The following is an 11999-nucleotide window of genomic DNA, read 5'->3' as shown; positions in this document are numbered from 1 at the left end:
AGTTAGTTTTGTGATGATGTCCCCAAACCCCCCTATTGAACATGTCCATGTGATCCTCAAGCCTTTAACGCCTCCGGATTCTTTACATGCTCTAGAGCAAGCATTGCAAGAAGCAGGGATGCTTTATGATTTTTCACCCCAGCCCGGAGGGGTTTTACTCTGTCTTGGGGGTGATGGCACGCTCTTGGGGGCATTGCGCAGTGGAGCGGCGTGCTTTGGGGTGCATGTGGGCAATTTGGGTTTTTTAACCGCGACCAATTTAGCAGGCGCATTGGATTTTTTGCGCGCGCTCAAAAATGGCTTTTACCGCATAGAAAAACATCTTATGCTAGAAGCATGGCTACAAGATCAAGAGCATACCCGCTTTGTGTGCGCCAATGATATTGTGGTAACTAGAAAAGATGTTTATGGAATCTTGGAATTACAGCTTTTTGTAGAGGGTACTTTGGCTAATGTGTATCAGGTAGACGGCTTGATTGTTGCCACACCTTTGGGTTCAAGTGCTTACAACATTAGTGTAGGTGGAAGTGTGGTACACCCCTTGTGTCAAAACATCTTACTAACCCCTATTGCTCCTCATTCGCTCACACAGCGCCCGCTGATCTTGGGCGCACATGCCCAACTAAGCATTAAAACCCAAAAATCTTGCATGGTTGTTGTCGATGGGCAAAGTCATCACTTGATGCGTCCTAACCAAGAGCTACATTTGCAACAAGCTATCGAACAGGCAACTTTGCTCCAACCCCTAGAGCGGGATTATTTTCAAGTGTTGCGCGAAAAGTTCTCTTGGGGGGGCGGGTATGTTTAAACTTGGTTTTAGTAGCATAAACCCATGATAGAGCAAGTGATCATTAAACATGGTGTCGTCTTTGAAGAAGTTTCTTTGTGTTTGAGTCCACACTTAAATGTCATCAGCGGGGCTAGTGGAAGTGGGAAGAGCGTGCTACTGGGGTGCATTTTAGCCAGTGTGGGGCTAGCGCCGTTGCGCGCTAAGTTTTTAGAAATGCGCTACCAACTTCATAACACCCCTCATGTCATTCGTATTGAAAAGGACAAAAAGGCGCGTTGCACACATGATGGCGCACCCTTGAGCAAAAAAAAATTACAAGTTTACTTCATGCCTCATTTATGGCATATCTCCAGTCACATCCATACTTTTGATTCTCGTCTCTTGTTAGATATTTTGGATGGCTTTTTAGACCCTCAATTGTGTCAGGATTTTCAGGAAAGTTATAGCTGCTACGCCCACGCCCGTGCGCACTTGGAAAAGTTGCAAGAAGAAACCTCTGGACTAGACATGCTCAAGGAAATGACGCGTTTTGAACTGGCTAAATTGCAAAGTGTAGATTTAGAAGAGGGAGCGTATGCACGCTTGGAAGCTTTGAAAAGCCAATACCAGAGTAGAGAAAAACATAGCATTTCCATTAAAGAGGGCTTAAATGCTTTGGAATGGAGCGAACACATTCATAAAGCTCTTTTGTGTACGGATGCTTCTCTTGAGTTTAGGGAAGCGCTCAAAGATCACTTAGAAGAGGCTAGAAATCTCTTACTGAATCAAATGTTCACCCTTGAAGAACTTGAACATGTCGACATGGAAAAGTTGCTTGATGAAATAAGTCAATTGGGACATATCGTACGCAAATATGGGGGCGAGGCACAGGCACGCGCCAAAAGAGACGCTTTATCACAAGACTACCAGCGTTATTGTGCGCATGACAAACACTTAAGAAATGCGCAAGAGCGCTTGCAAGAATGCGAGCGTGCATGCGTGCGTTTAGGCTTACAGCTCAAACAGGAGCGCCAAGCTCATCTAAGCATCATGCAAACCATGCTAGAGAATTATACCGCTCCCCTCTTGCTCAAAACCCCCCATCTATCTTTAGAGGCAATACCTTTATGCGCGCATGGGTTAGAGAATGTACGCTTGCTCTTGGGTAAAAGTGCGCATTGGAGTGCAGGTGAGTGTAACCGACTACGCTTAGCTCTACTAGCCCTGCAAACCCAACGCCAACACCCTAGTCTCCCTGCTCAGACCCTCTTGATTGACGAGTTAGATGCCAACTTGAGCGGACAGGAGAGCGCAAGCGTGGCGCAAATCCTCAAAGAATTAAGCATACACCACCAAGTCATTGCCATTTCACACGCTCCCCATCTTCCCAGTCTAGCCGATCGTCATTTCTTAGTTTATCAAACCGCCCAGCAAGCTCAGATTAAATTACTCAACAAGCATGAGCAAGTGCTAGAAATTGCACGCATGGTAGATGCCAACTTGGGGGAAGAGGCTCTCGCTTATGCTAAAATGAAACTTAAACTCCCATGATTAGTTACGCACTTTTACACCATGTGGCACTACTCTTAAAACGGCAGACAAAAATCACTATCCGTGCCCATCAGCATGTATTTGTGCTGGATACACCTCGCTACTGCTTTAAGGCATGCATGCATAGGGCGCAAAGTTACCTCTATATAGAGGCATCACCTCATGCCAACTATCCTAAAACCCCACTTAATCTTGCGCTAGAAAAATATGCCTCAAATGCTAAGATTTTGGACGCTACTTTGGAGAATGATGATCGAATCTTAAAGATCGCTCTAGAATGTGCATGCAGCTATAAAAAAACCCATGCGTTTTTGCAACTAGAGTTTACGGGCAGGCATAGCAACGCCATTTTATTAGATGCGCAAGGATGCGTATTAGAAGCTTTGCACTTTATCAGCGCACAACAGAGTTACCGCCCTGTGATCAAAACCCAAGCTTTAATCCCTCTGCGCAAACTCCCCTTTGCACGCCCCCCCCTAGAGCCCATGCCAGAACAGGATCTTTTAGACGCACTCAATACCTTACACACACGCGTCAGCGCGCAAGCTTTGGAGCAACAAAAGATACATTTAAGGCGCATTTGGGTTAAAAAAGAGCAGATGTTGCGCATGCGTCTAAGAGATTTGCCCAGCGCGACACAACTCTTAGAGGACTCCACACAACAACGCAAACACGCTAGCTTAATCTTGGCACACTTGCACCATTTAGACCCTAGGCTAGTTTATGCTAAAGAATTGTATTTGGAGGATCAGCATATTCTCTTACCTCCTCATGCGCGCACCTTGAGCGACGCGGCAGATAAACTTTTTAAGATGGCAAAAAAGAGTGTGCAACGGGCTAACCACATTGCGTTACAAGTGGAAAATATCCTCTCCAAGATCACCTTTTTGCAGGCTAAGCTAACATTTTTAGAGAGTGCGCGTTTAGAAGATCTAAGACCTTTGCGCACTAAAAGTATACGCCACAGCGTCCAAGATGCACACCTAGAGAGTTTTGAAATTGAGGGGGTACGGGTGTTAATCGGGCGTAACCAAAAGGAAAACCGGGAAATTCTTAAAATGGCGCGTGCGCGCGATATTTGGGCACATGTTCAGGACCAGCCCGGGGCGCATATGGTAATTTTTTCTCACCCACATACCCCCTCACAAAGCTTATTGTATAAAGCCTGCACTCTCTTAGCTAAACTCACATACCCAAACCCAAGCAAACAAGCGTTAAGGGTGCGTATCGACCATACCCAAAAAAAATATGTGCGCTTCGCCCCTCAAACTATCGCGCAAGTCTTCTACACCAACTTTAGCACAACCACTATTACGCTCTAAGCTAAATTAAAGTACAATGGCTTGCCAAATTTAGCCTGGACGATGCGTGTTTCTACTTTTGGTAAGTTCTTTTATACATCTTAGAAAGACTAGCCGTAGTGGCTTTTGTGTGATTTGGTGTTTTCAGGAAGCTTAAAAGCTCGTGAATCTGCCACCTAAGAGAGCCCTCCTGGTCGATTTCGTAGCTCTACTGAACTACGCAACATAGTAACGCTCGTTTGGGTGAATTTAAATAGGGTTTGAATGAAGAAAAAAATTTTGATTGTAGGGGGTGGGGCTAGAGAATATGCTTTAGGGCGCAAGTTTAGAGAAGATACGCGCGTGGGTGATATCTATTTTTGCCCCGGGAATGGGGGAACACAGAGCATCGGAGTAAATGTACCTTATCACGATCATACCCAATTAGTAGCCTTTGCGCTGGATAAAAAGATGGATTTGGTGGTGATTGGGCCTGAAGCCCCGTTGGTGGAAGGCTTGAGCGATGCGCTGACCGATGCACATATTAAAGTTTTTGGACCTAGCCAACAAGCTAGCTTGCTAGAGAGCTCCAAGAGCTTTGCCAAAGAATTAGCCCAAAAATATGATATTCCCACCGCGCCCTATAGGGTCGCTTCTAGCTATGAACAAGCGTGCATACAATTAGCGCAGAGTGATTACCCAATCGTGATCAAAGCTGATGGCTTATGTCAAAGCAAAGGTGTGGTTATTGCTCAGAATGAAAAAGAAGGGATCCAAGCTTTAGAACACCTTTTTCATGAGAAACAGCAACAAAAAGTTGTGCTAGAGCAGTTTTTGCCCGGCTTTGAACTCTCCATTTGCGCGCTAGCAAACCAACAAAATTACCTTCTTTTGCCCCCCTCACAACCTTATAAGCAGCTTTCAGGTGATGGACCTAATACGGGAGGTATGGGTGCATTCGCCCCTGCCAATCTATGCAATCAGACTTTACAACATAAAATCGCTACAAAAATTATCGCACCTATTTTAAAAGCGATGGTGGAGCAGAATAAGCCTTTTATAGGGGTGCTTTATGCGGGGGTAATGGTCGTAGAGGTACAAGGTGTGTTAGAACCTTACTTGTTGGAATATAATGTACGCTTTGGCGACCCAGAGTGCGGAGTGCTTCTGCCCTTGCTCAAAACACCCCTTCTAGATTTGTGTTTGGCAACTTTAGAAGACAAGCTTCAAGATTTGTCCTTAGAATTGCATTCCCAACATTGTTTAGGTGTGGTGCTTGCCTCTAAAGACTATCCCTACCAAGTCTGCGGAGGGCAGAGTGTTTATATCGATCCTATCGATGAAAAAAAAGGACATTTGGATTTGGGGGGTATCACGCAAGAAAACGGAGTCTTTTTGGTTTCTGGAGGGCGTGTTGGGGTGTGTGTGGGTGTGGGCAAATCCTTAAATGAAGCTAGAGAACATGCTTATGAACTTGTGGGCAAGGTGCAATTTGAAGGCATGCAGTTTAGAGAAGATATTGGAAGCTGACACGGATCGTAGGTTTGGAGTCGTATAAACTAGAGGAAATTTTCTATAAGGAGCGCCTTGTCCTACCGCCTTGGTGGTGTAGAGTGGGAGCTTATGGGGTGGATATGCTTTTAGTGGGGCTTGTGGCATGGGATTTTAACACACGTTGGTTGGATGCTTTGAATTTGGGTTTTGTGCTCAAAGCCCATATGGTTTTGCGTTATGTATTGCTTTATGCGTTCTTGCATGTGCTCTATGAATGTTTGTCTATGGGGGGCTTTGGGGTGAGCATTGGTAAGATTGTGTTTCATTTGCGCGTGGTGAGTTTGAAGAGTTTAGATAACCCCATATGGACCGAACGCCTTAAGCGCTGTGCTCTCAAAGAGCTTGCTCTTTTATGCCCCTTCGTCTACCTTGCTAGGGATAAGTTTCAGCGTGTTTTTCATGATCACCATGCCAAGACTTTAGTGATCATGACTAAATGAATGCGCTGGTGGTTGTTCCTTCTAGGATGGCTATTTTTGGTGGTTGCCCAAGCCAAGCAACAGGTTGCTGTGCAGAAATTTGACAAGAAAAACCATAAGATCTTTGAGCTTTTAGCCGATCGTGTGGATGCTAAAAATCATATTGTTACCGCGACTGGGCATGCAATCCTACTCAATTACGATGTTTATATTTTAGCCGATCGCATCTCTTATGATACCCAAAAAAAAGAAGCCACTCTTGATGGAAATGTCAAGATTTATCGCGGAGAAGGACTCTTAGTGCGTGCTGAGCATATTAAAGTCCAATTAAATCAAAAATACGAACTTATCTTTCCTTTTTATGTGCAAGATAGCGTGAGTGGCATGTGGATCAGCGCAGACATTGCACATGCCAAACAGAACAAGTATTACATCAAAAACCTCACGGCTTCAGGCTGTAGCGTTGAAAACCCTATTTGGCATGTCAATGCAAGCTCTGGGCGTTTTAACGCTGACAAATCCCATCTTTCCTTGTGGAATCCTAAGATTTATTTAGGCAATATTCCCATTCTCTACCTGCCCTACGCCTTCACTTCCACAAGCACCAAGCGTACCAGCGGACTCTTGTATCCAGAATTTGGCACTTCTAACTTAGCAGGTTTCATTTATTTGCAACCCATCTACATTGCTCCTAAAGATTCATGGGATATCACCTTAGCCCCTCAAATCCGCTCTAAAAGAGGTTTAGGGCTCAATTTTGAATTTAGAATGGTCAATTCTCATCAGGATAAATTTCTCTTCAACACGCGCTACTTCCGCAACTACGATTACTACACCAAAAAATACGACTTGCGTAACCAAAATGTCTTTGGATTTGAAACGCTCAGTGCTAGCCGTCAGGCATTCCAAAAATACTTTGGACTCAAATCCAATTTGGACAACGCCTATTACTTAGATTTCCTCTACATGAATGATCTTGATTATGTGCGTTTTGAAAAAGTTAACCAACGCATCACCGATGCTACGCACATGTCGCGGGGTAACTACTATATTCAAACCAATAACCATTACTATGGTTTTAATCTTAAATACTTCCTTAACTTGAATAAAATTAACAACGATCGCACCTTCCAATCTTTGCCCAGCTTGCAATACCACAAGTACCTAGCTCCACTAGGGTGGAAGCATCTGCTTTATTCCTTAGATTATCAATTCCATGACATCGTGCGTCAAGTGGGTTATGGCTATGTACAGAATACAATCAAAGTTCCGCTAGGGCTACAATTTTCACTTTTCAAAAAATATCTCTCTATAGGGCTGTGGAATAGTGTCAATTTTAGCAATGTGGTCGTAGGCAACACTAAAAATAGTTATATTCCCAGCATTGAAGGAGTTTCTAGGAGTTATGGAAATTATTTTTCTAGTGCCTACGCTCTCTACCTCAACACCGATTTAGCGCGCGAATACAATAAATTACTCCACACCATCCAATTGGAAGCCGTTCTGCAGGGAACTTATTATAGCTTTGCCAATGGCTTATTCAATGACCAAATGTATGTACTCAGTGCACAGGCGCGTAACGATTTTACTTCCAACACCTTGAGCGACTATGATTATCGCGGGCAGATTTACGATTCGGTGTGGAATCCCTCTGCCATTATTGAACGTAACCCCTCTAGCAAACAACTTAGCTTGAATCTTACCCAATATCTCTACGGAATCAATGGGCAGGAACTTTTTTACTGGCGTATCTCTCAATCTCTAGATTTTAATGATCAGGTCTCTTTTTTGCGCATGCCTATGGAAACTAAACTAGGTTTCTCGCCTCTCAAGGGACTAAATATTTATGGCACACTGTTTTACTCATGGTACTATAACAGCCTAGATGAGGTCTCTATTAACGCCAACTACAATTATAAGTTCCTTAATGCCAACATTTCCTACTACCTCAAATCTAATTTTAATGATAACGGGATTAACAAGATTGTCGAAAACAGCTCCAATTACCTTAAAGCCGGCTTTAGCAATGACTTTAGATGGTTTTCTTTGACTAGTTCTATTGGTTATGACATTAAAAATAATGTTGTATTAAACTGGGATATTGGAATTTTTAAAAAAGTGCGTTGTTTTGGGATTGGGCTTAAATTCGTCAACCGCCGTCGCCCTGTACTCACCAGCAATCCTGATGATCCACTCAAAATTTATGAAAATAACTATGTGAAGTTGGAACTAGATTTCTCACCTATCACTAAAGCAAATATCACTTACCGCCAACTGAAGCAATGAGTCAAGTCTTTTTTGAAAACCATCAAGATGCTTTATATAAACTTATTAATGAAGCGCTTGTGCGCCACTTAGATACCAGTAACGCAATCATGCTAGCCACTAGCCTTAAAGGCTTGCAATTTGCCCACGCCCTCGCAACAAAGTTACATGCAGATTTGGATTTGCTCTTTAGTGGCTCTATTTATGCGCCTTTAAATCGTGAATGCGAGATCGCTTTAGTGAGCGAGAGCATGGATATTATGATGCACCAGAACTTAATCCATGCCTTTGAAATTAGCTTAGATTATGTGTACGGAGAGGCTAAGCGGGTTTATGAAGAAGAGATACTTTCTAAGATTTATAAATTTCGCAAAGGTAATTTACTCAAATCTTTGGCGCATAAAAATGTCTTCATTGTAGATTATGGCATTGAGACAGGAATCACAGCAGGCTTAGCAATTCAAACCTGTATGGATAAACACGCTAGAAGCATTGTAGTGCTCACCCCCATCGTGCCTAAGGCTGTTGAAGAGGCTTTAAGTCTCATTTGCGATGGAGTTGTGAGCGTGTACCGCCCTGAACACTTTGTGAACATTGCGCACTACTACAAGCAACCTCCAGAACTTGATCTGGCACAAATTGAGCGTATTTTTGAAGCCTCTATGAAAACTACTAAGGAGATCTATGATTATTAACACCAATCACGAGGAATATAAACTAGATTATGTTGCCAAACAAGCGACCAGCGCGCTTTGGTACACTTATCAGGGTTGTGTCATTTTAGCCAGCGTTATGGTAGATAAAAGTCCTGCAGAGGGAGATTTTTTACCCCTAAGCGTACAATTTAGCCAACGCGCTTATGCCATTGGGCGTATCCCGGGGGGGTTCAACAAACGCGAAGGCAAGCTTAGCGAATTTGAAACCTTGACTTCACGTCTAATCGATCGCACCTTGCGCCCCCTATTTCCTAAACACTATGCTTATCCCACGCAAATCACCTTGTTAGTACTCAGCCATGATCAACAAAGCGATTTACAGGTATGCGCCTTGCACGCGGCTGCTAACGCCCTCTATCTTGCTAATATTGGTATGGAAGAGAATGTTAGCGCAGTGCGCATCGCAAAAATTGCCGATGAAATTATCCTTAATCCTAATGTCTCAGAATTGCAAAAGAGTAGTCTAGATCTTTATATCTCCGGCACGAAAGATGCCTTGTTGATGGTGGAAATGTGCGCTCAAGAGAGTCTTGCAGAAGCGGATCTCTTAGAGATTTTAGCGCGCGCACACAAACATATCCGGCAAACATGTATGCAATATGCTAAAGACCTTACGCCCTACAGGAAACCCTTTAACCTCGTTTTAAATATGCCCGTTCCACAGGATACACAATTAGAAACCCTAATCGAAGAAAGTTTCCATGTCCAAGTGCTAGAAGTAATGGCACAGATGGCCAAAAGTGAAAGGCAAGCAGATTTTTTCAACTTAGCCCAATATATCTTAAACACATTGCAAGAGGATGGGCATTTCTATGCCCTAGAACATATTCAGCGCGTGTTAGAACACTACACGCGCCGCATGATTCGCCAACAAATTCTACACACGAAGATTCGCCCCGATGGGCGTGGCTATACCGATATCCGTCCTATAGAAATAGAAACCAACCTTCTACCTCATTGCCATGGCTCTATTCTCTTTACACGCGGACATACCCAAGCGTTAGTAGTATGTACTTTAGGAGGGGCAAATGATGCTAGATTACACGAGAGTTTGGATAGCAAAACTCCCTTAAAAGAACGCTTCATGTTTGACTATAATTTTTTGCCTTTTAGTGTAGGAGAAAGCGCCCCTTTAGGTGCACCTAGTCGGCGTGAATTAGGGCATGGACATTTAGCTAAACGCGCTTTGCAAGGTTCACTTCCTAATAAAGAACAAACTATCCGCCTTGTCTCAGAAATTTTAGAATCTAATGGTTCAAGTTCTATGGCAAGTGTGTGCGGAGGGTCTTTAGCGTTGTGTGCGAGCGGAATAGAAGTACGCGCCTTGATTGCAGGTGTGGCGATGGGACTTATTGTTGAGGGAGAAGAACATGCGATCTTGAGCGACATTAGTGCGTTAGAGGACATGCAAGGAGATATGGATTTCAAAATTGCAGGTAGTGCGCAGGGTGTGGTAGCCATGCAGATGGACACCAAGACACAGGGGATCTCTTTAGAGCTCTTTGAAAAGATTTTAAAGCAGGCAAAGGGGGCAAGAGAGTGTATTTTAGAGCCCATGCAACGCGCTAAAAATACCATCGTGCCCAATGTGCGAGCTTTACCAGCCGTGGAAAGTTTTTTTGTACCCGCTAAAAAAATCGCAACTATTATTGGAGCAGGGGGCAGGACAATTAAAGAGATTATCGAGCGTTTTGGCGTGCTTATCGATCTAGATAAGCACAGTGGTGCGGTACATATTACTAGCAACCAGGCTGAAGATGCGATCAAGGCAAAAAACTACATCTTAGAGCTCATACAGGTTCAACCTTATTGCTTAGATGAGGTGCTCGAGGTAGAGGTGAAAAAGATTGCAGATTTTGGGGTATTTGTGCGCCTGCCACGAGGAGGTGATGCACTTTTACATAAGAGTTGTTTGGAAAAACATGGACTTTCAGCAGACGCCTTGCAGGAGAGCGCACGCCTGCAATGTAAGATCAGTGCAATCCATGATTCTAGTGGCAAAATAGATGTCATTTTGGCTTGAAAATTAAGCTTGACCATGCCATAATAGAGTTTTGCAGGTAGCAATATTCTAATGATATGGAGTGACGCATGAGGTTTTTTGCGCTTTTCTTTTTGGGGATGGTTGGGCTGGCTTTTGGGGCAGACATGAGCGGATTAGATATGATTAAATCTTATTCGATTGTGGGAGCTGTCGTAGGTTTGGGGGTAGCTGCTTGCGGGGGGGCTATTGGGATGGGTAATGCTGCTGCTGCAGCGATTACAGGCACAGCTCGTAACCCGGGAGTAGGTGGAAAACTCTTGACAACCATGTTTATCGCCATGGCGATGATTGAAGCGCAAGTTATCTATACATTGGTTTTTGCTATCATTGCGGTTTATAGTAATCCGTTTTTGGCGTAACCTTGTGAAAAAAAAGGGGGGGGTTTGCACTGGTGGTGGAATTGGTAGACACGCCATCTTGAGGGGGTGGTGAGGCAACTCGTGCGAGTTCAACTCTCGCCCAGTGCACCATGATCTTCAGGGTTCGCAAGCCAAAATGGTGGAATTGGTAGACACGCTAGACTCAAAATCTGGTGAGGGCAACCTCGTGTCGGTTCGAGTCCGACTTTTGGTACCATCTTTACAGCTCTTAGTAAAATTTTAAAATCTTGACCATTTTGAAAATGTTAAGCTCAAATTTACTCAAAATTAGATAGAATACCACTCGTTTTTAGTAAAATTTCGGTCAAGAAAGGGTTTTTTATGCGTCGGTTTTTAGGTCTTGTGGTAATGGGAGCGTTGGCTTTGGGCGTGGCTCACGCAGAGGAAGATTATGCTAGCATGAGCAATAAGGATTTTGTAAAATTGGCAGGTACTCTACACAGCGCTGAAGAGGTTTTAGACTATCAGGTAGAGTTTGATAAGCGTCTTAAGGAGATTAAGGGCAGCAAAGCCAAGTTGAATTTTAAAGCACAAGTAAATAAGGCTTATAGGACAAATCTGGCTAAAATGAGCGCCAAAGATTTTGCAGCATTACGCAAAGAGGTGGCTGAAGCCTTAGAGGAGAAAAAGAAAGACCATCAACATAAAGAGTTGGTTGATATGGGGCTGGATGTGGAAGTGTGCAAGACTAAGAAACGCGAACTCTTGTGTCCTCATAGACATGCTAAAAAGCACGCCAGCAAGCATGGAGGAGAAGGTAAGCACGGGCATCACGGTGTAAAACATGAACACAAAGAGGGTGCTAAATCTGAAGAACATAAAGCAAAAGCTACCAAGTCTGAAGAGCACAAAGAGGAACATAAAGAAGTGAAACAAGAAAAAGAAGGTGAACATCACGAGTAGTATTTAGAAAGGAGGAGGGAACTTCTAGCGCTTCTCAAATTCTGCGGGGGAGGTTTGGTTTTCTACCTATCTCCTCCTAATCATTTAAAGCCACCTATGTTATTGCAGACATACTCAT

The 11999-nt window shown here is 43.6% G+C and carries 10 protein-coding genes and 2 tRNA genes; all 12 read left to right on the top strand.

Annotated features, from left to right (window positions below; all coding sequences use genetic code 11):
- Positions 1–13 precede the first annotated feature (13 nt).
- The 12 genes from C6G87_RS04695 (at position 14) to C6G87_RS04640 (ending at position 11881) form a co-directional block, all read left to right on the top strand.
- Positions 14–808 (top strand): NAD(+)/NADH kinase, encoded by a 795-nt coding sequence (locus tag C6G87_RS04695; RefSeq protein ID WP_233709011.1) that lies wholly within the window; start codon positions 14–16, stop codon positions 806–808.
- Positions 809–832: 24 nt separating this feature from the next.
- The gene (locus tag C6G87_RS04690) at positions 833–2320 is read left to right on the top strand and encodes a DNA repair protein RecN (protein WP_104752372.1); all 1488 of its coding nucleotides are present in this window, start codon (positions 833–835) and stop codon (positions 2318–2320) included.
- Positions 2317–3642: an NFACT family protein gene (locus C6G87_RS04685; protein WP_104752371.1), complete on the top strand. Its 1326-nt coding sequence runs from the start codon at positions 2317–2319 to the stop codon at positions 3640–3642. Before C6G87_RS04690 ends, C6G87_RS04685 begins: the two co-directional genes overlap by 4 nt.
- A 243-nt stretch (positions 3643–3885) precedes the next feature.
- On the top strand, positions 3886–5130 hold the full coding sequence (purD, locus tag C6G87_RS04680; RefSeq protein ID WP_104752370.1) for a phosphoribosylamine--glycine ligase: 1245 nt from the start codon (positions 3886–3888) through the stop codon (positions 5128–5130).
- A gap of 14 nt (positions 5131–5144) precedes the next feature.
- Positions 5145–5594 carry an RDD family protein gene (locus C6G87_RS04675; RefSeq protein WP_104752369.1) on the top strand — a complete coding sequence of 150 codons (450 nt, stop codon included), beginning with the start codon at positions 5145–5147 and terminating at the stop codon, positions 5592–5594.
- Positions 5595–7859, top strand: a complete 2265-nt coding sequence (locus tag C6G87_RS04670; protein ID WP_104752368.1) for an LPS-assembly protein LptD — start codon at positions 5595–5597, stop codon at positions 7857–7859.
- Positions 7856–8533 (top strand): phosphoribosyltransferase, encoded by a 678-nt coding sequence (locus C6G87_RS04665; RefSeq protein ID WP_104752367.1) that lies wholly within the window; start codon positions 7856–7858, stop codon positions 8531–8533. Before C6G87_RS04670 ends, C6G87_RS04665 begins: the two co-directional genes overlap by 4 nt.
- Complete coding sequence (locus C6G87_RS04660; protein WP_104752366.1) at positions 8523–10577, top strand: polyribonucleotide nucleotidyltransferase; 2055 nt, start codon at positions 8523–8525, stop codon at positions 10575–10577. The genes C6G87_RS04665 and C6G87_RS04660 overlap by 11 nt, the downstream gene beginning before the upstream one ends.
- Positions 10578–10645: 68 nt before the next feature.
- A complete protein-coding gene (locus C6G87_RS04655) occupies positions 10646–10957 on the top strand; it encodes a F0F1 ATP synthase subunit C (RefSeq protein WP_104752365.1) in 312 nt (103 codons plus the stop codon).
- Between the two features lie 26 nt (positions 10958–10983).
- A tRNA-Leu gene (locus C6G87_RS04650) sits at positions 10984–11068 on the top strand.
- 19 nt (positions 11069–11087) lie between these two features.
- Positions 11088–11174 (top strand) — tRNA-Leu (locus tag C6G87_RS04645).
- Between the two features lie 125 nt (positions 11175–11299).
- Entirely contained in the window at positions 11300–11881 is a 582-nt protein-coding gene (locus tag C6G87_RS04640) for a DUF1104 domain-containing protein (RefSeq protein WP_233709009.1), read from the top strand.
- The last annotated feature ends 118 nt before the right edge of the window (positions 11882–11999 follow it).

It is taken from the genome of Helicobacter baculiformis (genome assembly GCF_900197685.1).
In the GTDB taxonomy this organism is placed as follows: domain Bacteria; phylum Campylobacterota; class Campylobacteria; order Campylobacterales; family Helicobacteraceae; genus Helicobacter; species Helicobacter baculiformis.
This window is presented reverse-complemented; position numbering and strand designations above follow the sequence as displayed.

Coding starts and splice junctions, on each gene's coding strand:
- C6G87_RS04695 (WP_233709011.1), top strand. CDS start 14: ATGATGTCCCCAAACCCCCCTATTGAACATGTCCATGTGATCCTCAAG.
- C6G87_RS04690 (WP_104752372.1), top strand. CDS start 833: ATGATAGAGCAAGTGATCATTAAACATGGTGTCGTCTTTGAAGAAGTT.
- C6G87_RS04685 (WP_104752371.1), top strand. CDS start 2,317: ATGATTAGTTACGCACTTTTACACCATGTGGCACTACTCTTAAAACGG.
- purD (WP_104752370.1), top strand. CDS start 3,886: ATGAAGAAAAAAATTTTGATTGTAGGGGGTGGGGCTAGAGAATATGCT.
- C6G87_RS04670 (WP_104752368.1), top strand. CDS start 5,595: ATGCGCTGGTGGTTGTTCCTTCTAGGATGGCTATTTTTGGTGGTTGCC.
- C6G87_RS04665 (WP_104752367.1), top strand. CDS start 7,856: ATGAGTCAAGTCTTTTTTGAAAACCATCAAGATGCTTTATATAAACTT.
- C6G87_RS04660 (WP_104752366.1), top strand. CDS start 8,523: ATGATTATTAACACCAATCACGAGGAATATAAACTAGATTATGTTGCC.
- C6G87_RS04655 (WP_104752365.1), top strand. CDS start 10,646: ATGAGGTTTTTTGCGCTTTTCTTTTTGGGGATGGTTGGGCTGGCTTTT.
- C6G87_RS04640 (WP_233709009.1), top strand. CDS start 11,300: ATGCGTCGGTTTTTAGGTCTTGTGGTAATGGGAGCGTTGGCTTTGGGC.